25 protein-coding genes are annotated in these 22,384 nt (G+C 73.6%); 17 read left to right on the top strand and 8 right to left on the bottom strand.

Going from position 1 to position 22,384, the window contains the following annotated elements; all coding sequences use genetic code 11:
* The first annotated feature begins 151 nt into the window (after positions 1 to 151).
* The 6 genes from O2W15_RS13710 to O2W15_RS13685 all read left to right on the top strand — a co-directional run bounded on the left by O2W15_RS13710 (position 152) and on the right by O2W15_RS13685 (position 7,840).
* Complete coding sequence (locus tag O2W15_RS13710) at positions 152 to 1,069, top strand: ABC transporter ATP-binding protein (RefSeq protein ID WP_269164668.1); 918 nt, start codon at positions 152 to 154, stop codon at positions 1,067 to 1,069.
* Entirely contained in the window at positions 1,069 to 1,836 is a 768-nt protein-coding gene (locus O2W15_RS13705) for an ABC transporter permease (protein ID WP_269164667.1), read from the top strand. Before O2W15_RS13710 ends, O2W15_RS13705 begins: the two co-directional genes overlap by 1 nt.
* Positions 1,837 to 1,871: 35 nt before the next feature.
* Complete coding sequence (locus tag O2W15_RS13700; protein ID WP_269179808.1) at positions 1,872 to 2,729, top strand: ankyrin repeat domain-containing protein; 858 nt, start codon at positions 1,872 to 1,874, stop codon at positions 2,727 to 2,729.
* A 183-nt stretch (positions 2,730 to 2,912) separates the two neighbouring features.
* Positions 2,913 to 6,869 carry a multifunctional oxoglutarate decarboxylase/oxoglutarate dehydrogenase thiamine pyrophosphate-binding subunit/dihydrolipoyllysine-residue succinyltransferase subunit gene (locus tag O2W15_RS13695; protein ID WP_269179807.1) on the top strand — a complete coding sequence of 1,319 codons (3,957 nt, stop codon included), beginning with the start codon at positions 2,913 to 2,915 and terminating at the stop codon, positions 6,867 to 6,869.
* Positions 6,870 to 6,892: 23 nt separating this feature from the next.
* Positions 6,893 to 7,078 (top strand): DUF6104 family protein, encoded by a 186-nt coding sequence (locus O2W15_RS13690; RefSeq protein WP_036340230.1) that lies wholly within the window; start codon positions 6,893 to 6,895, stop codon positions 7,076 to 7,078.
* Between the two features lie 57 nt (positions 7,079 to 7,135).
* On the top strand, positions 7,136 to 7,840 hold the full coding sequence (locus O2W15_RS13685; protein WP_269179806.1) for a metal-dependent hydrolase: 705 nt from the start codon (positions 7,136 to 7,138) through the stop codon (positions 7,838 to 7,840).
* A 9-nt stretch (positions 7,841 to 7,849) separates the two neighbouring features.
* Here O2W15_RS13685 and O2W15_RS13680 read toward each other — a convergent pair whose 3' ends face one another.
* A complete protein-coding gene (locus tag O2W15_RS13680) occupies positions 7,850 to 8,227 on the bottom strand; it encodes a S24 family peptidase (protein WP_269179805.1) in 378 nt (125 codons plus the stop codon).
* 50 nt (positions 8,228 to 8,277) lie between these two features.
* Between O2W15_RS13680 and sodN the strand changes: the two genes are divergently transcribed.
* The 6 genes from sodN (at position 8,278) to O2W15_RS13650 (ending at position 12,915) form a co-directional block, all read left to right on the top strand.
* A complete protein-coding gene (sodN, locus tag O2W15_RS13675) occupies positions 8,278 to 8,682 on the top strand; it encodes a superoxide dismutase, Ni (protein WP_269164662.1) in 405 nt (134 codons plus the stop codon).
* 153 nt (positions 8,683 to 8,835) lie between these two features.
* Positions 8,836 to 10,068 carry a PP2C family protein-serine/threonine phosphatase gene (locus tag O2W15_RS13670; RefSeq protein ID WP_269179804.1) on the top strand — a complete coding sequence of 411 codons (1,233 nt, stop codon included), beginning with the start codon at positions 8,836 to 8,838 and terminating at the stop codon, positions 10,066 to 10,068.
* A 76-nt stretch (positions 10,069 to 10,144) separates the two neighbouring features.
* Positions 10,145 to 10,810 (top strand): phosphatidylserine decarboxylase, encoded by a 666-nt coding sequence (locus O2W15_RS13665; RefSeq protein WP_269179803.1) that lies wholly within the window; start codon positions 10,145 to 10,147, stop codon positions 10,808 to 10,810.
* A gap of 11 nt (positions 10,811 to 10,821) precedes the next feature.
* Complete coding sequence (pssA, locus tag O2W15_RS13660) at positions 10,822 to 11,619, top strand: CDP-diacylglycerol--serine O-phosphatidyltransferase (protein WP_269179802.1); 798 nt, start codon at positions 10,822 to 10,824, stop codon at positions 11,617 to 11,619.
* Between the two features lie 2 nt (positions 11,620 to 11,621).
* Positions 11,622 to 12,107 (top strand): GNAT family N-acetyltransferase, encoded by a 486-nt coding sequence (locus O2W15_RS13655; RefSeq protein ID WP_269179801.1) that lies wholly within the window; start codon positions 11,622 to 11,624, stop codon positions 12,105 to 12,107.
* Between the two features lie 25 nt (positions 12,108 to 12,132).
* A complete protein-coding gene (locus tag O2W15_RS13650) occupies positions 12,133 to 12,915 on the top strand; it encodes an HAD-IIA family hydrolase (protein WP_269164658.1) in 783 nt (260 codons plus the stop codon).
* Between the two features lie 33 nt (positions 12,916 to 12,948).
* Here O2W15_RS13650 and O2W15_RS13645 read toward each other — a convergent pair whose 3' ends face one another.
* A complete protein-coding gene (locus O2W15_RS13645) occupies positions 12,949 to 13,431 on the bottom strand; it encodes a hypothetical protein (protein ID WP_269179800.1) in 483 nt (160 codons plus the stop codon).
* An 89-nt stretch (positions 13,432 to 13,520) separates the two neighbouring features.
* On the opposite strand from O2W15_RS13645, the gene O2W15_RS13640 reads away from it, so the two are divergent.
* Positions 13,521 to 14,486, top strand: a complete 966-nt coding sequence (locus tag O2W15_RS13640; protein WP_269164656.1) for a diacylglycerol/lipid kinase family protein — start codon at positions 13,521 to 13,523, stop codon at positions 14,484 to 14,486.
* 288 nt (positions 14,487 to 14,774) lie between these two features.
* Positions 14,775 to 15,026 carry a WhiB family transcriptional regulator gene (locus O2W15_RS13635; RefSeq protein WP_036340246.1) on the top strand — a complete coding sequence of 84 codons (252 nt, stop codon included), beginning with the start codon at positions 14,775 to 14,777 and terminating at the stop codon, positions 15,024 to 15,026.
* A gap of 103 nt (positions 15,027 to 15,129) precedes the next feature.
* Here the strand turns inward: O2W15_RS13635 and O2W15_RS13630 are convergent, their stop codons facing one another.
* Complete coding sequence (locus tag O2W15_RS13630) at positions 15,130 to 16,611, bottom strand: sensor histidine kinase (RefSeq protein ID WP_269164655.1); 1,482 nt, start codon at positions 16,609 to 16,611, stop codon at positions 15,130 to 15,132.
* Between the two features lie 87 nt (positions 16,612 to 16,698).
* Between O2W15_RS13630 and O2W15_RS13625 the strand changes: the two genes are divergently transcribed.
* Positions 16,699 to 17,196: a GNAT family N-acetyltransferase gene (locus O2W15_RS13625; protein WP_269179799.1), complete on the top strand. Its 498-nt coding sequence runs from the start codon at positions 16,699 to 16,701 to the stop codon at positions 17,194 to 17,196.
* A gap of 29 nt (positions 17,197 to 17,225) precedes the next feature.
* Here O2W15_RS13625 and O2W15_RS13620 read toward each other — a convergent pair whose 3' ends face one another.
* On the bottom strand, positions 17,226 to 17,450 hold the full coding sequence (locus O2W15_RS13620) for a biotin/lipoyl-binding carrier protein (RefSeq protein WP_081975602.1): 225 nt from the start codon (positions 17,448 to 17,450) through the stop codon (positions 17,226 to 17,228).
* Positions 17,451 to 17,550: 100 nt separating this feature from the next.
* Positions 17,551 to 18,603: a biotin carboxylase N-terminal domain-containing protein gene (locus O2W15_RS13615; protein WP_269179798.1), complete on the bottom strand. Its 1,053-nt coding sequence runs from the start codon at positions 18,601 to 18,603 to the stop codon at positions 17,551 to 17,553.
* Positions 18,604 to 18,838: 235 nt separating this feature from the next.
* Between O2W15_RS13615 and O2W15_RS24065 the strand changes: the two genes are divergently transcribed.
* Positions 18,839 to 18,913 carry a 50S ribosomal protein bL37 gene (locus tag O2W15_RS24065; RefSeq protein ID WP_014742531.1) on the top strand — a complete coding sequence of 25 codons (75 nt, stop codon included), beginning with the start codon at positions 18,839 to 18,841 and terminating at the stop codon, positions 18,911 to 18,913.
* Between the two features lie 24 nt (positions 18,914 to 18,937).
* On the opposite strand, the gene rsrA is transcribed toward O2W15_RS24065, so the two are convergent.
* Both rsrA and O2W15_RS13605 read right to left on the bottom strand, forming a co-directional pair.
* Positions 18,938 to 19,330: a mycothiol system anti-sigma-R factor gene (gene rsrA, locus O2W15_RS13610; RefSeq protein ID WP_269164652.1), complete on the bottom strand. Its 393-nt coding sequence runs from the start codon at positions 19,328 to 19,330 to the stop codon at positions 18,938 to 18,940.
* On the bottom strand, positions 19,327 to 20,019 hold the full coding sequence (locus tag O2W15_RS13605; protein WP_269164651.1) for a sigma-70 family RNA polymerase sigma factor: 693 nt from the start codon (positions 20,017 to 20,019) through the stop codon (positions 19,327 to 19,329). The genes rsrA and O2W15_RS13605 overlap by 4 nt, the downstream gene beginning before the upstream one ends.
* A 245-nt stretch (positions 20,020 to 20,264) precedes the next feature.
* Between O2W15_RS13605 and ybaK the strand changes: the two genes are divergently transcribed.
* Entirely contained in the window at positions 20,265 to 20,747 is a 483-nt protein-coding gene (gene ybaK / locus O2W15_RS13600) for a Cys-tRNA(Pro) deacylase (protein ID WP_269164650.1), read from the top strand.
* A gap of 63 nt (positions 20,748 to 20,810) precedes the next feature.
* On the opposite strand, the gene O2W15_RS13595 is transcribed toward ybaK, so the two are convergent.
* A complete protein-coding gene (locus O2W15_RS13595; protein ID WP_269179797.1) occupies positions 20,811 to 22,376 on the bottom strand; it encodes a fused MFS/spermidine synthase in 1,566 nt (521 codons plus the stop codon).
* Between the last annotated feature and the right edge of the window lie 8 nt (positions 22,377 to 22,384).

Below are 22,384 nucleotides of genomic sequence, written 5' to 3'. Positions count from 1 at the left end.
CCACGACCGATCAGGTGGCACCGCCGCCGTGGTCCTCGCGTTGGAGGGTGCCGGTGCGCTTGGATGGCCCCGGCGCCGGACCCGCCGGCGGAGCGAGGAGGGCGAGATCAGCAGCGGCAGATCGGCCGCCGTCGACCCCGTCAGGGTCGAGGTGAACGGCCTCACGAAGACGTTCGGCAAGGTGCGCGCGGTCGACGACCTGAGCTTCACCGTCGAACCCGGGCAGGTGACCGGTTTCCTGGGGCCCAACGGCGCGGGGAAGACCACCACGCTGCGGATGGCCCTGGGCCTGATCACGCCCGACACCGGCACGACCACGTTCAACGGCGTCGGCTACCCGGGGCTGCCCGAGCCGATGCGCCAGGTCGGCGCGGTGCTGGAGACGGCGTTCCACCCGGCGCGCAGCGGCCGCGACCACCTGCGGGTGTACTGCCGCGCGACCGGCCTGCCGGTCGGCCGCGCCGACGAGGTGCTCGGCCTGGTCGGGCTCGGCACCGCCGGCCGGCGCCGGGCCGGGGGCTACTCCCTGGGCATGCGCCAGCGCCTCGGGCTGGCCACGGCGCTGCTGGGCGACCCGGCCGTGCTGGTGCTCGACGAGCCGGCCAACGGCCTGGACCCGGAGGGCATCCAGTGGCTGCGCGGGTTCCTCCGCCACCTGGCTCACGACCAGGGCCGCACGGTGCTGGTCTCCAGCCACCTGCTGTCCGAGGTCGAGCAGACCGCCGACCGGGTGGTGATCGTCGGCGCCGGCAAGCTCGTCCGCCAGGGGACCCTGGCCGAGCTGCGCTCCGGCAGCGCCGGCAGCGTGCTGGTGCGCAGTCCGCAGAGCACCGCGCTGGCCGACCTGCTGCGCACCGACGGGACGACGGTGGCCCTGACCGACGCGACCCCCGACGGGCTGACGGTCACCGGGCTGAGCACCGACGAGATCGGCCGGCGGGCGTTCGCCGGCGGGATCGAGCTGCACGAACTGCGGTCGCGCACCAGTGGGCTGGAAGAGGTGTACTTCCGGCTCACCGCCGGCTCGGAGCAGTACGCCGCCGTCCACGCCGAGCAGGGAGCTGCCTGATGGGCACCGTCGTGGCGCGACTGGTCCGCGCGGAGTGGACGAAGCTCTTCAGCACCCGGGTGTGGATCGGGCTGCTGGTCGGCGCCTGCGTGCTGTCCGGTGCGTTCGCGGCGCTGTTCACCGCCTTTGCCGGCAACCCGGACAGCGGGTTGCCGCCGCTGGACTCGCCCGCGTACGGCCAGCTGGCCTTCTCCCTGGCCACGAACGCGACGGTGATCTCGGTGGTCCTCGGGATCATCGGGATCACCCAGGAGTACCGGCACCGCACCGCGACGCCGACCTTCCTCGCCACCCCGCAGCGTGGCCGGGTGGTGATCGCCAAGCTGCTGGCCTACGCCCTGGTGGCGATCCCCTACGCGGTCGTCGTCTGCGCCGTGACCGCGGCGGTGGTGCTGGTCTACGGCAACGCCCGCGGTGGCGCTCCGGAGCTGAGCGGCGACAACCTCGAGGTGCTCGCCTTCGCCGGTCTCGCGCTGGTCATCTACACGGTGATCGGGGTCGGTCTGGGCGCGCTGCTGAAGAACCAGGTCGGTGCCATCGTCGCCGCACTGATCTACCTCTTCGTCGTGGAACCGCTGCTGCGCAGCATCCCGGCGACCTCGGGGGCCTACAAGTGGCTGCCCGGTGGCGCGCTGGAGGCGATGACGGCGACCTTCGAGGGCCCGGACCTGCTCGAGCAGTGGCAGGGCGCCCTCCTGCTGCTGGGCTACGGCCTGGTCGCCGCCCTGCTCGGCACGCTGCTGGCCGTCCGCCGGGACGTGGTCTGAGTGCGCACCCGCCAGGCGACACCGAAGGAGGCTGCGTGACCAGTCGGATGACCGTCCAGCGGCTCGGGCGACTGGTCACCGACGGCGAGCTCGACGCCGTCCGGGCGGCCGTGCAGGAGCAGCCGCGCCTGTTGTCGGCCGCCGTCGAGCGGGACGGCGTGGACGGCTGGACCGCGCTGCACCTGGCCGTGTTCGCCGGGCAGGCCCCGATGGTCGCCGCACTGGTCGAGGCCGGGGCCGACCCGACCGCCCGGACCGAGGACGGCCGCACCCCCCTGAACCTGGCCCTGCTGCACGCGCCGGCCCTGGTGGAGGTGCTCCGCGAGGCGGGTGCGCCCGTCGACGCCGCCTCCGCAGCGTTCCTGGGCGAGGTCGAGACGCTGTCCCGGGCGCTGGACGACGGCGTCCCGCTCACCGACCCGGCCACCGACACCGACCTGCTGAGCTGGGCGGCGGCCGGCGGCCGACCCGGCACGGTCCAGGTGCTGCTGGACCGCGGTGCGGCGCCCGGCCGGGCCCTGCACGCCGCGGCCGCCGGAGGTGCGCCGGCGGTCGTCCAGGCGCTGCTGGCGGCGGGCGCGGACGCCGACGTCCGTGACCCGGCCACCGGCCGCACCCCCCTGCACGCCGCCGTCGCCGGCGCCGCCTCGGGTGACGGTGCCCCGGCGGCCTCCGGTGGCGATGCCGACGCGGCCTCCGGCGGCGATGCCCAGGCGGTGGTGCGGCTGCTGCTCGACGCCGGGGCCGACGTGGACGCCACCACCCACGACGGCGCCTCCGCCCTGGACATCGCCCGGGTGGCGGCCGCACGGCAGCGCGCCGAGGCCGCCGGGGACGCGCCGGTGGCCGACTCGCTCGCCGAGATGCTGGTCACCGCCGGCGCGAGCGGATGACGTCGCGCCCGGCGGCGGATCGGACCGCACGGTGCCGGTTCTGCCCGGTCCACAGGCCCCAGTGACCCGGGACACGTGCGGCATCTCACGCGGGAGCGCTGCACCCCCGGACCGGGGGCGTAAAGTCGGCACCCGGTCCAACGACGTCCACCGACGAAGAAGGCACTCGACCCCGTGTCAAGCGTGAGCTCATCCCAGCCGTCCCCCGCCCACTCCGCCAACCCGGTGGCGGGCTTCGGCACCAACGAGTGGCTGGTCGAGGAGATGTACCAGCAGTACCTCGCCGATCCAGGGAGTGTGGACCAGGCCTGGCACGACTTCTTCGCCGACTACCGACCCGGCAGCCCCGTCGCCGACGGCCAGGACCGCACCTCCGAGCCGGCCGAGCCCGCTGCGCCGGCCGAGCCCGAGACATCCGAGGCGGCGTCCGCGCCGCCGGCCACCACCTACGCCTCCCCCGCGCCCAGCCGAGAGGTCGCACCGCAGATGACCCAGTCGGGTCCCGCCGCGCCGAAGCCGGCGCCCGCCAGCACGAGCTCCGCCGAGAAGAGCCCCTCCGACGAGAGCGCCTCCGACAAGAGCGCCTCGGACAAGGGTTCCTCCGACAAGGGTCCCTCCGACAAGGGCGCCGCCCCGGGCCTCAGCGCCGCCGCGAGCGACGCCCGGTCCGAGGGCACCGTGGTGGCCCGGGCTGCCGAGCGCGCCTCGCAGCAGAAGCCGGCGGCACCGGCCAAGCCGGTCGTCAAGCCGGGGGCCGGCCGCGCCACCGCCGACGAGGACGGCGGAGGCCCGAAGCGCACCCCGTTGCGCGGGGCCGCCGCGAGCGTCGTGAAGAACATGAACGCCTCGCTGACCGTGCCGACGGCCACCAGCGTGCGGGCGGTGCCGGCCAAGCTCATGGTCGACAACCGGATCGTCATCAACAACCACCTGGCCCGCGCCCGGGGCGGGAAGATCTCCTTCACCCACCTGATCGGCTACGCGCTGGTCCGGGCGCTGGACGACTTCCCGAACATGAACAGTGCGTTCGCTGAGGTCGACGGCAAGCCGACCCACGTCCAGCCCGAGCACGTCAACTTCGGCCTGGCCATCGACCTGCCCAAGCCCGACGGCACCCGCTCGCTGGTGGTGGCGTCCATCAAGGGCGCCGAGGCGATGGACTTCGCCGCCTTCTGGGGCGCCTACGAGGACATCATCCGGCGCGCCCGGGCCGGCAAGCTGACCATGGAGGACTTCTCCGGCACGACGATCAGCCTCACCAACCCGGGCACCATCGGCACCAACCACTCGGTGCCGCGGCTGACCACCAACCAGGGCACGATCGTCGGTGTCGGCGCGATGGACTACCCGGCCGAGTTCCAGGGGATGAGCCCCGAGGCGCTCGCCGAGATGGCCGTCTCGAAGATCATCACGCTGACCTCGACGTACGACCACCGGGTCATCCAGGGCGCGGAGTCCGGCGACTTCCTGCGCCGGATGCACCACCTGCTGCTGGGCCAGGACGGCTTCTACGACGACGTCTTCCGCTCGCTGCGCATCCCCTACGAGCCGGTCCGCTGGGTGCCCGACATGCGGGTCACCCACGAGGGCCAGATCGCCAAGGAAGCCCGGGTCATCGAGGTCATCGAGGCCTACCGGCGCAACGGCCACCTCATGGCCGACACCGACCCGCTCGAGTTCAAGGTCCGCACCCACCCCGACCTGGACATCGTCCAGCACGGGCTGACCCTGTGGGACCTCGACCGGCCCTTCCCGGTCGGTGGCTTCGCCGGCGAGCGCACGATGCTGCTGCGCGACATCCTCGGGGTGCTGCGCAACTCCTACTGCCGCACCGTCGGCGTGGAGTACATGCACATCACCGACCCCGAGGAGCGCCGCTGGCTCCAGGAGCGCATCGAGGTCAAGCACGACCAGCCCAGCCGGGACAAGCAGAAGCGCGTGCTCGGCAGGCTCAACGCCGCCGAGGCGTTCGAGACCTTCCTGCAGACGAAGTACGTCGGCCAGAAGCGGTTCAGCCTCGAGGGCGGCGAGTCGGTCATCCCGCTGCTGGACGAGGTGCTGGTCAGCTCCTCCGAGCACGGCATCGAGGAGGTCGCGATCGGCATGGCCCACCGCGGCCGGCTGAACGTGCTGGCCAACGTCCTCGGCAAGAGCTACGCCAAGATCTTCGGCGAGTTCGAGGGCAACATCGACCCGGGCACCGTGCAGGGCTCCGGCGACGTGAAGTACCACCTCGGGGCCGAGGGCACCTTCGAGCACGAGGGCCGTTCGGTCGCGGTGTCACTGGCCAGCAACCCCAGCCACCTGGAGACCGTCAACCCCGTGCTCGAGGGCATCGTGCGGGCCAAGCAGGACATGATCGACAAGGGCGAGGGCGGCTTCACCGTGCTGCCCCTGCTGCTGCACGGCGACGCGGCGTTCGCCGGCCAGGGCGTCGTCCAGGAGACCCTGAACCTCTCCCAGCTGCGCGGCTACCGCACCGGCGGCACCGTGCACGTGGTCATCAACAACCAGGTCGGTTTCACCACCAGCCCGGCCCAGTCCCGTTCGACGCTCTACTCCACCGACGTGGCGCGGATGATCGGCGCTCCGGTCTTCCACGTGAACGGGGACGACCCCGAGGCCTGCGTCCGGGTGGCGAAGCTGGCGGTCGACTACCGGCAGGAGTTCAAGAAGGACGTCGTCGTCGACCTCGTCTGCTACCGCCGGCGCGGGCACAACGAGGGCGACGATCCGTCGATGACCCAGCCGCTGATGTACGACATCATCGACCGCAAGCGCTCGGTCCGAAAGCTGTACACCGAGGCGCTCGTCGGCCGCGGTGACATCACGCTGGCCGACGCCGAGGAGGCCCTGAAGGACTACCGCGGGCAGCTCGAGCGGGCCTTCGCCGAGACCCACGACGCCCGTGACTCCTCCACGCCCGAGCCGGTCATGGACCCGCGCTCGCCGCAGGAGGCCACGGTCGACACGGCGATCACCCCCGAGGTGCTCAAGGCGATCGGTGACGCGCACGTCGCACTGCCGACCGACTTCACCGTGCACCCCAAGCTGCAGCGCATGCTGGAGCGCCGGGCGGCGATGGCCAGCGAGGGCGGCGTCGACTGGGCGATGGGCGAGCTGCTGGCCTTCGGGTCGCTGCTCATGGAGGGCGTGCCGGTCCGGCTGGCCGGGCAGGACTCCCGCCGCGGCACGTTCGTCCAGCGGCACTCGGTGCTCATCGACCGGGAGACCGCCGAGGAGCACACGCCGCTGCTGAACCTCACCGAGGACCAGGCGAAGTTCTTCGTCTACGACTCGCTGCTGTCGGAGTACGCCGCGCTCGGCTTCGAGTACGGCTACTCGGTGGCCAACCCCAGGGCCCTCGTGCTCTGGGAGGCCCAGTTCGGCGACTTCGTCGACGGCGCGCAGATGGTCATCGACGAGTTCATCAGCTCCGGTGAGGCCAAGTGGGGCCAGCGTTCCGGCGTCGTCATGCTGCTGCCGCACGGGCTGGAGGGCCAGGGGCCCGACCACTCCAGCGGCCGGATCGAGCGCTTCCTGCAGCTGTCGGCCGAGAACAACATGACGGTCGCCAACTGCTCGACGCCGGCGAACTACTTCCACCTGCTGCGCCGTCAGGCGCTGTCGGAGGTGCACCGCCCGCTGGTGGTGTTCACCCCCAAGTCGCTGCTGCGTGCCAAGGCCGCGGTCAGCTCGGTGAGCGACTTCACCGAGCAGCACTTCCGTCCGGTGCTCCCGGACCCGGGTGTGGGCGGGCAGCCCCTGGACGGCTCCGCGGTGCACCGCGTCCTGCTGTGCAGCGGGAAGATCAGCTACGAGCTGCTCGCCCAGCGGGAGAACGAGGGGACCGCCGATACCGCGATCCTGCGGGTCGAGCAGCTCTACCCGCTGCCGGCCGAGGAGATCGCCGAGGCGCTGGAGGCCTACCCGAACGCGACCGACGTCGTGTGGGTGCAGGAGGAGCCGGCGAACATGGGCGCCGCCCAGTTCATGGCCGTGAACCTGCCCGAGCACCTGCCGGCCGGGCGCACGCTGCGCGGGGTGTCCCGGAAGGCCTCGGCGAGCCCGGCCGTGGGCTCGGCCAAGGTGCACGAGGTCGAGCAGCGCCAGCTGGTCGCCCGGGCCTTCGCCGACTGAGCACGGCGCGGCAGGACACGACGATGTACTTCACCGATCGCGGCATCGAGGAGCTGGCCGGCCGGCGGGGCGAGGAAGAGGTCTCGCTCTCCTGGCTGGCCGACCAGCTCCAGGCCTTCGTCGACCAGCACCCCGACTTCGAGGTGCCGGTCGAGCGGCTGGCCACCTGGCTGGCCCGGGGCGGCACGGACGACGTCGACGAGGACTGAGGGGCCACCTCCGCGCGCCTCCGCGGGATGACGGCGGCGCGGGGAGACGCTGCGTAGGTGCTCGGTCACTCACACGCTCTCTCCGGTCTGGCGGCCGGTGCCGCGACGCTCCCCTGGGTGCCGGTGCACGGCACGGTCGCCCAGGTCGCCTGGGTGTCCGCCGTCGGCGGGTTCGCCATGCTCCCGGACCTGGACCAGCGCGGTTCGACGATCTCCGGGATGTGGGGCCCGCTCACCGACGTCCCCTCCGGGCTCGTCAACACGATCGCGCGGGGACACCGCTGGGGCACCCACGACGCCGTCCTCGGCTCGCTGGCCTTCGGGCTGCTGGCCACCGCGGCGACCTGGCACCGCTGGTCCAGCCTGCTCCTGCTGGCCCTGGCGATGGGGCTGGCCCTGCGGGCCCTGCACTTCGTCATCCCCGGCCGCGCGGAGAACACCGTCATCGGCAACCTCGTCCTCTCCTGGGGCGGCGCGTGGCTGCTGCTCGCGCACAGCCCGGCCCCCGGGTGGCTCCCCCTGGCCGTCGTCCTCGGCACGCTGACCCACATCGCCGGCGACTGGCTGACCAAGGAGGGGGTGCCGGTCCCGGTCTTCTGGCTGGTCCGGCGCAGCCGACTGGCGCCGGTGCACCTGCGCACCGGCGCGATCGTGGAGAAGGCGGTGCTCGTCCCGCTGTTCCTGGTGGCGACCGTCGTCCTGCTCTACCTCAACACCCCAGCCCACGAGCTCGTCGACCCACTGCTGCAGCGGCTCGGCTGAGCCGGGCGGTCAGCCGGGCGGCGCCACGGGCAGCCGCCCCGGCCGGGGCCACAGCCGGGCCACCACCCGCCCGACGACGACCGCCGTCCCGAAGGCCCGGGAGTCGTCGGTGACCAGGGAGTTGTCCCCCTCCACCCAGTGCCCGCCGGGCACCCGCCGGCGCACCCGCTTGACCACCAGCAGCTCCGGCCGGGCCGGGAAGCGGGCGAGGACGACGGTGCCGGGCCGCACGGGCGCTCCGGGAGGCAGCCGGCGGACCAGCAGCCGGTCCCCGTGCCGCACGGTCGGGGCCATCGACGGCCCGGCGACCCGGGCCAGCACCCAACGGGTCGGCAGCCCGGGGAGGCTCCCCGGACCGCTGCTGCTCGACGTGTTCTCGCTGATCACCGCGGGTAGGGTCGCAGAAGACCCATCCCCGCGAACCCGGAGGCACACCCATGCGTCTGTTCCGCATGTTCTCCGCCGTGGAGGCCACCGCGCACTGCGACCTCCCCTGCGGCGTCTACGACCCGGCCCAGGCCCGTATCGAGGCCGAGAGCGTCAAGGGCATCCAGGAGAAGTACCAGGGCAACGAGGACCCGGTCTTCCGTACCCGGGCCATCCTCATCAAGGAGCAGCGGGCCGAGCTGGTCAAGCACCACCTGTGGGTGCTGTGGACCGACTACTTCAAGCCCCCGCACTTCGAGAAGTACCCGCAGCTGCACGAGCTGTTCAACAAGGCGACCAAGCAGGCCGGTGCCGCCGGCGGCAAGGGCAGCATGGACCCGGCCGAGGGCCAGAAGCTGCTCGACTACATCGCCGAGATCGACAAGATCTTCTGGGAGACCAAGGCCGCTGCCTGATCAAGGACCCCGTCCTCCTCACCCCTCGCGAGCTGGGGGCGAGGCTCTGGACGGGGCCGGACTGCCGGGTCACCCTCCGGGGTGGCCCGGCAGTGTCGTACCTGTCGCCGGTCCGGGTTGGCAGCTCCCCCGAACCAGGAGGCCAACACACTCGTGAGCCCCCGTTTCGACCTGCGCTCGCTGCTCGAGCGGGTGGAGGCAGCCCCGCCGATCGACGCGGTCACCGCCGTCACCGCAGAGCTCGCCGCCCTGTCCGGCGCCACCGAGGTGTCCTTCCTGATCGCCGACTTCAGCGGGCACGCCCTGGTCCGGCTCGGGACGGCGACCCACGCGCCGGAGGGCTCCCGCGTCCGGGGCCTCGAGCACGCCGAGACCCTCCGGCTGGCGGGCACGGTGCACGACCAGGTCCTGCGCACCCAGCAGGCGGTCGTGCAGACCGGCGACCACGGCGCCTCCGTGATCGTCCCGGTCACCGACCGCGGCGACGCCATCGGCGTGCTGGAACTGGTGCTGCCCGAGCCCCCCGAGGAGCAGGAGCTCGCCGACATCTCCGCGGCCGGCCACGCCCTCGCGTACGTGATCATCGCCAACCGGCGGCACACCGACCTCTTCGAGTGGGGGCAGCGCACGACGCCCTTCTCCCTCGCCGCGGAGATCCAGCGCCGGCTGCTGCCCAACGCGTTCACCTGCGAGGCCGGGCAGTTCACCCTGGCCGGGTGGCTGGAGCCGGCCGCCACCGTGGGCGGGGACACCTTCGACTACACGCTGGACCGGGACTCCCTCCACGTCTCAGTGAGCGACGCGGTCGGACACGAGGTCGGCGCCGCCCTGCTGGCCACGCTGCTGGTCGGCAGCCTGCGCAACGAGCGGCGCCGCGGGCTCAGCCTCGGCGACCAGACCGGCAACGCCAACGACGCCGTGACCGCGCACTCGGCGCCCGGCGAGTTCGTCACCGGTCAGGTCATGCGGGTCGACCTGCACACCCAGGAGGCCCAGATCGTGAACGCCGGGCACCCCTTCCCGCTCCGGCTCCGCGACGGCCGCGTCGAGGAGGTCGAGCTGGCCATCGACCTGCCCTTCGGCGTCCAGGCCGGCACCGAGTACCGCCTGCAGCGCTTCCCCCTGGAGCCCGGCGACCGGGTCGTCTTCGTGACCGACGGGATGCAGGAGCGCAACGCGGCCTCCCTCGACGTGGCGGCCGCACTGGCCGCCACGGCGGCACTGCACCCGCGCGAGGTCGTGCACGAGCTCGGCCAGGCGGTCCTGCGCGCCACCGGTGGCGTGCTCCGGGACGACGCCTCCGTCGTCTGCCTCGACTGGTACGGAGGCCCGCCGAGGGAACGAGACAGCCGGTCCGGGGCCAGCGACCTGCTCGCCTCCGGGTGAACCGCCTGGCGTCGTGCCCGCCGCGACGCGGCCGACGGCAGGCGTTCGGGCCCGGTCCCGGTAGCCTCGGTCTGCGATGCGCATCGACCGGGCCGGCTGGCCCTTCCTCGCCGTTCCCCTGGCCTCTGCGGCGGTCTCCACCGTCCTGGGTCGGGGCAGCGGTCTCCGCTGGGCCCGCGTCCTGGCGTGGCCCCTCCTCGCCCTGTCGGCGTACATGGCCGTCTTCTTCCGCGACCCCGACCGGCGGAGCGACTCGGTCCCACCGTCGCCCGAGGACGTGCTCTCCCCGGCCGACGGCGTCGTCATGGTCGCCGGTGACCCACAGCCGGGCGTGGCCCCCGAGGGCGACTGGCAGCAGGTCAGCGTCTTCCTGTCCGTCGTCGACGTGCACGTGAACCGCGCCCCCTACGGCGGCCGGATCACCACGTCCACGTACACGCCGGGCAGCTTCCTGGCCGCCTATCGTGCGGAGAGCGCGCACCGCAACGAGCGCAGCGAGCTGTGGGTGCGCGACGGCGACCGCACGGTCGTCTTCCGGCAGATCGTCGGCGTGCTCGCCCGGCGGATCGTCACCCGTGTGGTGCCCGGGCAGGAAGTGGCCACCGGCGATCGGATCGGGTTGATGAAGTTCGGGTCCCGGATGGACGTCTTCGTGCCACCCGAGTGCACCGTCACCGTCACGAAGGGGCAGCGGGTGCGGGGCGGGGAGACCGTCATCGCCCGCTGGTCCCAGCCCAGCTGAGGAGCCGGCGGATGCCAGGGAGGCGCACCACCACCGTCGAGTTCGTCCGTGGTTCGGTGCGCGGCGGGCGCCGGCGGGCTCGCTCGTGGCTGCCCAGCCTGTTCACCCTCGCCAACATGATGTGCGGCTTCGGCGCCATCCTGGTCGCGTTCCGCGGCGAGTACCGGCTGGCCTGTCTGCTGATCGCGCTCTCGGTCGTGTTCGACATCGCCGACGGCGCGGTCGCCCGGCTGGTCGGCGCCGTCTCACCGTTCGGCCTGCAGTTCGACTCACTGGCCGACCTGGTCTCCTTCGGCCTCGCCCCGGCCCTGCTCGCCTTCGCCCTCTTCTCCGACGGCCGGGACGAACTCGACGCCCTGGGCTGGGTGGTCTGCTTCCTCTGGGTGGCCTGCGCGGCCATCCGGCTCGCCCGCTTCAACACCACGATCGACCCGACGGCGGACAAGCGCTTCTTCACCGGCCTGCCCAGCCCCGGCGCGGCCGGGGTGGTGCTGGCCAGCGTGTTCGCCTTCGCCGACGCGATGCAGGGCCGCGACCGGCTGTGGGTGCTGCTGGTGGTCGTCGTCCCCGGGCTGCTGATGATCAGCAACGTCCGCTACCGCTCGTTCCGGTCCCTGGTCAGCCCGAAGAGCGGCAAGCCCTACGGGCTGGTCATCGCCGTCGTCCTGGTCGTCGTCGGCCTGATCACCGTGCCGACCGTGACCTGCCTCGTGGTCGCCTACAGCTACCTCCTCTCCCCGCTCGTGATGCCGGTGCTGTCCCCGCTGGGCCGGCTCGTCCCGGCACGGGTGAAGGAGGTGCTGTCCTGAGCGTGCGCCGGGTCCGGCCGGACGACGTCCCGACCGTGCTGCGGCTGGTCCGTGAGCTCGCCGCCTACGAGGAGTCCGAGCACGAGGCCCGGATGACCGCCGACCAGCTGCACGCCGCGCTGTTCGGGGAGTCACCGGCGCTGTTCGGGCACGTGGCCCTGACCGGTGCGGGCGACGACGCCGAGATCGCCGGCTTCGCCTTGTGGTTCCTCAACTTCTCCACCTGGCGTGGCACCCACGGGCTGTACCTCGAGGACCTCTACGTCTCCCCCGCGCACCGCGGTACGGGGCTCGGCCGTGAACTGCTCCGGACGCTGGCCGACGAGTGCGTGGCGCGCGGCTTCGCCCGGCTGGAGTGGTCCGTCCTGGACTGGAACACCCCGTCCATCGACTTCTACAGAGCCGCCGGTGCGATGCCGATGGACGGGTGGACGGTCTTCCGGCTCACCGATGACGCCCTGACCCGGTTCGCGGCCGACCGTCGCTGACCCACCCGACCGACAGGAGAACGGCGTGACCACCGAACGCGGCGAGTCCGAGTGCTGGCTGACCGACATGGACGGCGTGCTGGTGCACGAGGGGAAGGCGCTGCCCGGCGCGGCCGACTTCCTGGCCCGGCTGGTCGAGCGCAACCGCCGGTTTCTGGTGCTGACCAACAACTCGATCTTCACCCCGCGCGACCTCTCCGCCCGGCTCTCCCGCAGCGGCCTGGAGGTGCCGGAGGAGGCGATCTGGACCTCGGCCCTGGCCACGGCGGACTTCCTGGCCTCCCAGCTGCCCGGCGGCTCGGCCTACGTCATCGGTGAGGCCGGCCTGACCACCGCGCTGCACGAGGCGGGGTACACGATGACCGACACCGACCCGGACTACGTCGTCCTCGGGGAGACCCGCACCTACTCCTTCGAGGCGATCACCCAAGCGGTCCGGCTGGTCGGCGCCGGAGCCCGGTTCATCGCCACCAACCCCGACGTCACCGGCCCCTCCCCCGAGGGCCCGTTGCCCGCGACCGGCTCGGTGGCGGCGATGATCACCAAGGCCACCGGGGCGGAGCCCTACTTCGTCGGCAAGCCCAACCCGATGATGTTCCGCAGCGCGATGAACCGCATCGAGGCGCACTCGGAGTCCACCACGATGATCGGTGACCGGATGGACACCGACGTCGTCGCCGGCATCGAGGCGGGGCTGGACACGATCCTGGTGCTCACCGGCTCGACCCGCGCCGAGGACGTCAGCCGTTTCCCCTTCCGGCCCAGCCGGGTGCTGCCCTCGATCGCCGAGGTCATCGAGCTCATCTAGTCCGAACCCACCCCCAGGCCGGCGGGGCCTCCGTCAGCGTTCGAAGAAGGCCAGCCGCGCCTCGGGGGTGGCCAGCAGCCAGAGCTCGGTCGCCACCAGGGCCAGCACCGGCAGGCCCAGCAGCGGCTGCTGCGCCTCGAAGGCCGCGTTGTAGCCGAGCAGGCCCAGCAGGATCTGCAGCACGATGACCGGGCCGCGGGCCCAGCCGGACACCCGCCACAGCCCGACCGCGGCGGCAGCGAGCAGCCCCGCCCCCAGCCCGACGTAGACCACCTCGGCCAGCGCGCGGCCCACGCTGTCCGGCGAGCCGGTCAGCGTCAGCACCAGCAGCACGAGCGCGAGGACCGTCAGCGCGAGCGCCTCCACGGCGACCACCAGGGCGGCCCGCCGGACGGCGGTCGGCGCCGCCTGGCGCTCCCGCTGCGGGCGCGGTGCGGTCGGCTGCGCCGACCTCCCGAGCAGGCCCTGCGCCCTCGGCCGACGGCGGCCCGGGGTCTGTCCGTCCTGACCTGACACGCCGTCGAGGTTACCCGCGGGCACCGCGCGAGCCGCCGCACCGGACGTGCCGCACGGCCGGCCCGCAGCCGCTGGATATGTTGGGCGGCATGCGTGCGCTGCTGGTGGCGAACCCGGCGGCCACGACCACCACCCGCAAGGTCCGCGACGTGCTGGTCCGGGCGCTGTCCAGCCAGCTGGACGTCGAGCTGGCCGAGACCGCCCACCGCGGTCATGCCCGGGAGCTCGCCGCCCGGGCCGCCGCGGACGGGGTCGACCTCGTCGTGACCCTGGGGGGCGACGGCACGGTCAACGAGGCAGCCAACGGTCTGCTCGCCGCCGGGCCGGCGCCCGACGGGCCGATGCTGGCCGTCGTGCCGGGCGGCTCGACCAACGTCTTCGCCCGCGCGCTCGGCCGCTCCCGCGACCCGGTGGAGGCGACCGGGGAGATCCTCGACTCGCTGCGCGCCGGCCGCACCCGCCTGGTGTCCCTCGGCACCGCGGAGGCCCGCACCGGCGGGGAGGGGACGACGGAGGGCTGGACCACCCCCCGCTGGTTCGTCTTCGCCGCGGGCATGGGCTTCGACGCCGACGTCATCTCCCGGGTCGAGGCCCAGCGCGCCCGGGGACGGCGGTCCACCGGCAGCCTCTACATCGGGGCCGGGGTCAACGCCTTCGTGCTGGGCCGCGACCGCCGTCGTCCGCCGATGACCCTCCAGCTGCCCGGCGCGCCCCCCGTCGACGGGCTGTTCCTCGCCCTGGTCTCCAACGTCAGCCCGTGGACCTACCTGGGGGCCCGGCCCATCGACCCGAGCCCCGAGGCGTCCTTCGACACCGGTCTGGACCTCTTCGCGATGGGCCGCGTCGGCGTGGTGCGGATGCTGCACCACGTGCGCCAGACCATGGCCGCCCGGCCGGACGCCCGGGGCCGCGGGGTGCACCGCTGGCACGACCTCGGGGAACTGACCCTGACGTCGGCCCGACCGCAGGGGTGGCAGCTCGACGGTGACCACCTGGGCACCACCACCGGGCTCCGCGTGCGGTCGGTCCCGGACGCGCTGCGCGTCGTCGTGTGACCGAGCGCTCGGTCATGAGCCCCCGCTGCGTGATGCAGGGACGCGCCGGGTGAGGTAGGACGAAGTGGCGAGGCCCCGCCGGGCGTGGTGAGGTTGCTCACGAGCCCCGCCGACGCCCGGCGAACTGCTTGACAGTGCGTCTACTCGTGAAAGCATCACAAGCAAGCAACCTGCTGGTAACACAGCAGGCGGTCGTCGTTCTTCGTGCTGACATCAGCGCACGGACCTGCGGGGGCGGTCTCCGGACCGACGACCGGACACCCTGACGAGATCGAGGAGTACACCGCCATGGACTGGCGCCACCGCGCGCTCTGCCGGGACGAAGACCCGGAGCTCTTCTTCCCGATCGGGACGACGGGCCCGGCAGTCGTCCAGATCGAGCAGGCCAAGGCTGTGTGCGGCCGTTGCCCGGTCGTCGAGTCCTGTCTGGACTGGGCGCTGAGCTCGGGCCAGGACTCCGGGGTCTGGGGCGGGTTGTCCGAGGACGAGCGCCGTGCCCTGAAGCGCCGTACCGCGCGCACCCGGGTCCGCACCGCCTGAGGAAGGACCCCGTCCCCCTCACCCTTCGCACGCTCAGGGTGAGCCTCCGGACGGGGCCGAACAGCAGGGACCGCTCCGTGACCGGAGCGGTCCCTGCTGTCGTTCAGCGGCGGGGGCGCCCGGCGCCCGGGAGGCTGAGCACCGCCTCAGTACCCGAGCCGCCGTCCGCCGGCGGTCCCATCTCCAGCGTCCCGTGCAGCTCGCTGGTCACCAGCGTCCGCACGATCTGCAGCCCGAGCCCGGTGCTGGCCGCCGGGTCGAAGCCCGGCGGCAGCCCGCGCCCGTCGTCGCGGACCCGGACCACCAGGTCGTCGCCGGTCCGCTCGGCAGCGAGCACGATCGTCCCCGGCTCGCCCTCGTCGAACGCGTGCTCGGCCGCGTTGTGCAGCAGCTCGGTCACCGCCATCACCAACGGCGTCGCACACGCCGCGGGCAGCTCCCCGATCGCGCCCTCCCGGGTGATCCGGGCGGCCGGCCCCACCGACGTCACGTCACCGAGCATCGGCAGCACCTGGTCGAGGACGTCGTCGACCTCGACGACGTCGTCCCGACTGCCGGCCAGCGTCTCGTGGACCACCGCGATCGAGGCCACCCGGCGCACCGACTCCTCCAGCGCCGCCCGGGCCGCCGGCTCGGTCATCCGCCGGGCCTGCAGCCGCAGCAGCGCGGCCACGGTCTGCAGGTTGTTCTTCACCCGGTGGTGGATCTCCCGGATGGTGGCGTCCTTGGTCATCAGCGCGCGGTCCCGGCGGCGCACGTCCGTGACGTCGCGGACCAGCACGAGCGCGCCCTCCTCACCGCCGGGGGCCTGCAGCGGCAGGGCACGCACCAGCATGGTGGCCGCGTCGTTCTCCACGTCCATCGGCTCGGGGAACCGGCCGGCCACCGCTGCGGCGATGCTCGCCGCCACGGCCTCACCGGCCACCCGGTCCCCCGACACCTGCCGGGTCACCTCGCCCAGGTCGGACCCGACGACGTCGCCGGTCACCCCCATCCGCCGGTAGGCTGACAGGGCGTTCGGGCTGGCGTAGACCGCGTGACCGGTGCCGTCCAGCCGGACCAGCCCGTCACCCACTCGCGGGCTCATCTCCGCGTCGTCCAGCATCCGCGGCGGGAAGGTGCCGGCCGCCACCATCAACGAGAGGTCCGCGGCGATGTCGAGGTAGGTGAGCTCCAGGGTCGACGGCGACCGGGTCGCCGCCAGGTTGGTGTCCTTGGCCAGCACCGCGACCACCGCACCGTCGTGCCGGACGGGGATGACCTCCCGGCGGCGGGGGCTCGCCCCCGACCAGTCGGGCTCGCCCTCGGTGATCGGCCGCCCCTCCCGCTGCGCACGCACCAGCGGCTCGGCGTCCGCCCCGGTGGCCTCACTGCCCACCAGGTCCTCCGGCTGGCTCGTGGGCGCCGTCAGCGGGCGCACCTGGGCCACGCACCACCAGGCCCCGGTCTGCAGCGGCACCCACAGCGTGAGGTCGGCGAAGGAGAGGTCGGCCAGCAGCTGCCAGTCGGCCACCAGCCGGCGCGCGTGGTCGACCTGGGACGGGCTGGCCGAGCCACGGGTGAGACGTTCGGACAGGCTGCTCATCGTGAGCGGAGCCTACGGCCCTGTCCGGAGGCTCATCCGAGCTTGCGAGGGAGGAGCGGGACAGGGTCCTCTGTCTACCCTGCTCCGGTGACCGTCCCCGCACCCGTCGTCGGCCCGGCCGGGCCCGCGGACCACGCCCGCATCGCCGAGCTCACCGTGGCCGCCTACGCAGCCGAGGACCTCGCACCGGCCCAGTACCTGCCCCAGCTGGCCGACGTGGCGGGGCGGGCGGACCGCGCGGAGCTGCTCGTGGCCCGCGACCACGACGGGCGCATCGTCGGCAGCGTGGCGCTGGTGCTGTCCGGGGACTTCGGCGAGGTCGTCGAGTCCCCGGACGAGGCGGCGTTCCGGATGCTGGCGGTCGACCCCGGAGCGCGCGGCCAGGGCATCGGGGCGGCGCTCGTGCGCGCCTGCCTGGACCGGGCCCGGGCCGCCGGCAAACGACGGATGGTGCTGTCCACGGGCGAGCGGATGGCCACAGCGCACCGGCTCTACGCCCAGTTCGGTTTCACCCGGCTGCCGGAGCGGGACTGGGCGCCGGTGCCCGGCGTCGACCTCCGGGTCTACTCCCTCGACCTGACCTGACGCGCCCCGTCGTCGTCCGGGAGAGGGCGCTACGCCGGGACGACGGTGGCGATCAGGTCGCCCTCCTGGAGCACCTCGCCCTCGACCACGTGCAGCTCGCCGATCGTGCCGGCGCGCTCACTGAGCACCGGGATCTCCATCTTCATCGACTCGAGGATGACCAGCGTGTCACCGGCGGCGACCTCCGCACCGGGGGCCACGAGCACCTTCCACACGCTGGAGACCATCTCGGCGTGGATCTCCTCGACCGCCACCGGCGCCCCCTCTTCCCTGACCTGCAACGACCCGCCTGAGCCGACGGTGTGCTCATGAAAGCACGGGTGCGGGCCGGAACCGCACCGCGCCGAGCACCGGTCAGGTGCCGTCGGGGACCAGCGCACCGGCGATGCGCTGCAGCACACCGCAGACGGCCGCACCGTCGTGCGGGACGCCGGTCTCCGGGAGACCGGCGAGGAGCTCCGTCGCCGCCCGCGCGGCGCTCGCCGCATCGGGGCCAGCGGCACTCACCGTGGCCAGCAGTGCGTCGTACCAGCCGTCGAGCCGGTCACCCGCGTCGTAGCCGCTCACCGCGACCAGCTCGGCGTCCCCGCCCGCCCGCCGGTCAGCGACCACGACGTCGGGCAGCCGGCCGGTGACCCGACCCGCCGTGCCCGGAGGCAGCGTCGACCGCAGCTGGACGGCGAGCCCGGCGTACGGCGGCCCCTCGGCGGCGTCCGATGCCCCGCCCGCGGGCGCGCCGGACACCCTGCCCAGCGCGAGGGCGACGGCGTCCAGCCCGTGTGCCCGCTCGAGCACGGCGATGTCCAGGGAGAAGCCCGCCGCCACCTCGGCCAGCTCCCCGCCGGGGTCGATGCCCACCGTGACCAGTCCGCGCCAGCCGAGCTCGGGGAGCCGCCGGGCGGCCGCGGGCAGTGATCCCAGCCCGTCGGGCGGCGTCCAGGAGACCCGCGGGGTGCCGCCGGCGCGGTCACGCAGCACCGGGGTGACGTGGTGCAGCCCGTCGGCGCTCACCCAGGCCAGGAAGCCGCGCTCACTGGCCGGCTCGACGCCGTCACCGCCGAGCCGCTCGAGCACCCCGGCCTCCGGCCCGATCCAGCCCAGCCCGGCGTCGGCCACCGCGGCGGCCAGCCGCGCGTTCCCGGCGAGGGCCGGGGGGACGGGCAGCACCGCGTCGACCCGCGTGCGGCGAGCGGCCTCCACCAGCCGGCGCACGTCCAGGTAGGACTCCGCTGCCGGTGCCGGCCCCAGCAGCACGGACTCGTCGGCCATCCGGACGTGCCGGGCGTCGCGTTCCGTCTCCGAGTACACGGCCACGGCCTTCACGCCCAGCCGGCCGCACGCTCGGATCACCGCACAGGCCATCGGCCCCCGGCCGGCCACGAGCACGCTGTCGACTGCCTGGACCACGTCGTCTCCTCTTCCCGGCTGCGCCGGCGTCCTGCGCTCACCGGCTGCGCCGGCCTCCTGCCGATGGCCCGTGCCACCGCTGGTCCCGACCGCGCACCAGCGCACGGTGCCGGGCCCACCCGTGAGAGCCTTGCAGGGTCAGCTTGGCCGGTACCGGGGTGCTCTGCATCCCGCGCCGGGACCGATCAGCAGCCGGGCGTCCCGCCCGGGTGGAGCACAGAGAGGAGGGGCAGCGATGTCCAAGCGTGGACGCAAGCGGCGCGCCCGCAAGAAGAGCGGCGCCAACCACGGCAAGCGCCCCAACGCCTGACGGCGGGGGGAGCGCCGCGCCGCCCTAGGCGGTGGGGCGCTCCCCCGGCAGCTGGCCGGTCTGGACGCTCGTCGTCTCGAAGGTCGTCGTCTCGATGCTGGCCTTCTCGACGCGCACCTGGGTGCCGTCCTCCTCGAACGAGACGGTCGTCAGCTGCACCTTGATCCGGTCGCGCAGGCCCATCGGCGTGGGGTCACCGCCGCAGCGGCGACGTACCAGCGCCTTGAACTCCTGCTCGATGCCGAACTGGCGCAGACAGGGCGAACAGTCCTCGAGGTGCTCGGCGATCACCGCCCGCCGGGCGTCGTCGGTCTCGTGGTCGAGGAACTCGAAGACGTGGGAGAGGACGTCGTCACAGGAGGTGACGTCGTCACCGTGGAGGTCGTGCCGGGCGCCGTCGTGAGCGTCGGTGCTCATGAGCGGGTCGCCTCCTCAGCAGCTCCGGCCGCGACGAAGCCGCGTTCCCGGGCGTAGTCGGCCAACAGCTTCTGCAGACCGCGTCGACCGCGGTGCAGGCGGGACATCACCGTGCCGATGGGCGTGCCCATGATCTCGGCGATCTCCTTGTACGCGAACCCCTCGACGTCGGCGAGGTAGACCGCGAGCCGGAAGTCCTCCGGCAGCTGCTGCAGCGCTTCCTTGATGTCGGTGTCGGGCAGGTGGTCCAACGCCTCCATCTCGGCGGAGCGCAGGCCGCTGGAGGTGTGCTCCTCCGCGGCGTAGAGCTGCCAGTCCTGCACCTGCTCGGTGGGGTACTGCTGCGGCTGGCGCTGCTTCTTGCGGTAGCTGTTGATGTAGGTGTTCGTCAGGATCCGGTACAGCCACGCCTTGAGGTTGGTGCCCTCGGCGAACTGGTGGAAGGCGGAGTACGCCTTGACGAACGTCTCCTGCACCAGGTCCTCGGCGTCGGCGGGGTTGCGGGTCATCCGCAGCGCCGCCGGGTAGAGCTGGTCCAGGTAGGGCAGGGCGTCGCGCTCGAAGCGGGCGTCGCGCTGGGCCCGGGTCTCGGCGAGCTCGGCACGACTGCCGTCGGCGCGCGCCTCCGGCGTCTCATCGGGCTTCGCCGTCTCGATGACGGGGCTGTCGCTCGCGGGCTCCTCGGGCACCGACCGTCCTCTCTGCGGCGCCCGGGAGCGGGCGACCACGTCGCTCGATCCTAGCCGGGTGCGGCCGGGGCGGCCGGGGGGACGGCGGGCGGGCGCGGATCCGCGCGCGATGCGCGCCGGGGCGCCCGGGACTGTGCTGCTCACGGTCGGTGCAACGGCACGCACCCGGGCTCGATTCCCCACCGGGGACGGTCATCGGGGAAACCGCTCCCAGCATCGGTGGGTGGGTTCTAGGCTGCTGCGCCGTGGCGGCGACACCGGCGGTGCGGACCCTGGACCAGGCGCGGGCCGACTACTCCCTGCACGAGTACGACCCGTCCGACGGTGCCGACGGACACGGTTACGGCGAGGTGGCGGTGGCCGCCCTGGGCGCCGATCCGGCCCAGGTGTTCAAGACCCTGGTCGCCCGGGTCGACGGGGCGCTCACCGTCGCCGTCGTACCGGTCAGCGGCCAGCTGGACCTCAAGGCACTGGCCGCCGCCGCGGGCGGACGGAAGGCCACCATGGCCGACCCGGCCGACGCCGAGCGGAGCAGCGGCTACGTGCGGGGTGGGATCAGCCCGCTGGGTCAGCGGAAGGCGCTGCCGACCGTGGTGGACGACAGCGCGCTGACCTTCCCGACGGTGCTGGTCAGCGCCGGACGCCGCGGGCTCCAGGTGGAGCTGTCCCCGGCGGACCTGGTGCGGCTGACCCGGGCCCGGACCGCCGCCATCGCCCGTCTCGGCTGACGGACCTCCGCGCCCCCGCGGCTCGCACGCGCGCCGCGGGCCCCTGCACGAGGCCGGGGAGGGTCAGCCGTAGGGGGTGAGCAGCTGGTCGACCGGCGCGAAGTCGTCGGTGAGGACGTCGGCGTCCCCGATGAACCGGTCGAGCTCGGGCCCCTCGGCCACCTGCCAGGCGAGCCCCCGCTCGGCCAGTGCGGCTTCGATCTCCGCCGACGGCAGCGGACGCTGCGAGGCGACCGCGACCACGTTCCCGCCGTCCTCCCCGGCCAGCACCGGCGCCCGGGCCAGCAGCAGCACGTGGTCGAACACCTGCTGCACGGTCGCCAGCTCCGCCCGCAGGAAGGACAGCGGCGGGTTGTCGATCAGGTTGACCGCGTAGACGCCGTCCTCGGCCAGCGCCTCGTCGACCAGGCGCAGCGCCTCCACGGTGGTCAGCTGCCACGGCACCGACAACCCACCGAAGGCGTCACCGACGACGAGGTCCCGTTCCCCGGCTTCCTCCGCCTCCAGCCCGACCCGGCCGTCACCGACCCGCACCTCGAGCAGGTCGGAGGTCTCCAGCCCCAGCTCCTGCTCGTCGATCGCGACGACGCCGGGGTCGACCTCGAGCACCCGGCTCAGCGTGCCCGGCCGCACCTCGGCCAGGTAGCGCGGCAGGGTCAGCCCCCCGCCACCGACGTGCAGCGCCGACAGCGGTTCGCCCGCCGGGGCCAGCGCGTCGGTGACCGAGGCGATGGCCTGGACGTACTCGAACTCCAGGTACGTCGGGTCCTCGAGGTCGACGTAGGAGTGCCGCAGGGTGTCCAGCAGCAGCACCCGCCCGGTGTCGCGCTCGGGGTCGGCCACCACCCGGGCGCAGTGGTAGGCGGTCTCCCGTTCGCAGGGCGTCGGCGCCACCGCGGCCAGCACCGGGGCGGCCACGGCCAGGGCCAGCAGCCCGACGGGCAACCGGCCGGTCACCCCCGGGGTGCGGCGGCGCAGCAGCACCGCGAGGGCCACCCCGACCAGGACGACGAGCAGCCCGGTGCCGACCAGGATCACGCTGCTGGGCAGCACCGCGATCAGCAGGAAGCCGGTGGAGAACGTCGCCACGATGCCGCCGATGGTGCCGATGCCCGACAGCCGGCCGACGACCGAGCCGGTCTGCGCCAGGCTGCCCAGCTGCAGCGCGACGATCATCGGCGGGACGGCGGACAGCAGCGCGGCCGGGACGACGACGGCCAGCGCGGCCAGCAGCAGCACGTTCCCGGCCGCGGCACCGGTGAACAGCGCACCGGCGAACCGGACCAGGGGCAGCACCGCCACGATCAGGGCACCGCCGGCCACCATCAGCGGGGCGATCAGCCGCCGCGGGTCGGTGCGGTCGGCGGCGGCGCCCCCGGCCCAGGCGCCGACGGCGATCGCGGCCAGCGCGAACCCGATGACCGCGGTGCTGGTCTGCACGGTGATCCCGACGTACGGCGCAATCAGCCGCAGGCCGACGACCTCGAGCACGAGCACCGCCCCGGAGGACAGGAAGGTGACGCCGGCGGCGATCCAGTCGGGCAGCGCCCGCGAACCAGGGGTCGTCGTCTCCGTGGTGGTCGACGGGGTCGTCGACGGGGTGGAGGGGGCGGGGTCCAGCGGGCTCACCTCGGGGA

Origin of the sequence: Modestobacter sp. VKM Ac-2979, from assembly GCF_026967995.1 — a bacterium.
Taxonomy (GTDB): Bacteria; Actinomycetota; Actinomycetes; order Mycobacteriales; family Geodermatophilaceae; genus Modestobacter.
This window is presented reverse-complemented; position numbering and strand designations above follow the sequence as displayed.

What these genes read in the sequence shown, in the direction of transcription:
- O2W15_RS13630 (WP_269164655.1), bottom strand. Translation starts at nt 16,611, where the DNA reads ATGAGCAGCCTGTCCGAACGTCTCACCCGTGGCTCGGCCAGCCCGTCC.
- sodN (WP_269164662.1), top strand. Translation starts at nt 8,278, where the DNA reads ATGCGTCTGTTCCGCATGTTCTCCGCCGTGGAGGCCACCGCGCACTGC.
- rsrA (WP_269164652.1), bottom strand. Translation starts at nt 19,330, where the DNA reads ATGAGCACCGACGCTCACGACGGCGCCCGGCACGACCTCCACGGTGAC.
- O2W15_RS13635 (WP_036340246.1), top strand. Translation starts at nt 14,775, where the DNA reads ATGGACTGGCGCCACCGCGCGCTCTGCCGGGACGAAGACCCGGAGCTC.
- O2W15_RS13665 (WP_269179803.1), top strand. Translation starts at nt 10,145, where the DNA reads ATGCGCATCGACCGGGCCGGCTGGCCCTTCCTCGCCGTTCCCCTGGCC.
- O2W15_RS13640 (WP_269164656.1), top strand. Translation starts at nt 13,521, where the DNA reads ATGCGTGCGCTGCTGGTGGCGAACCCGGCGGCCACGACCACCACCCGC.
- pssA (WP_269179802.1), top strand. Translation starts at nt 10,822, where the DNA reads ATGCCAGGGAGGCGCACCACCACCGTCGAGTTCGTCCGTGGTTCGGTG.
- O2W15_RS13690 (WP_036340230.1), top strand. Translation starts at nt 6,893, where the DNA reads ATGTACTTCACCGATCGCGGCATCGAGGAGCTGGCCGGCCGGCGGGGC.
- O2W15_RS13705 (WP_269164667.1), top strand. Translation starts at nt 1,069, where the DNA reads ATGGGCACCGTCGTGGCGCGACTGGTCCGCGCGGAGTGGACGAAGCTC.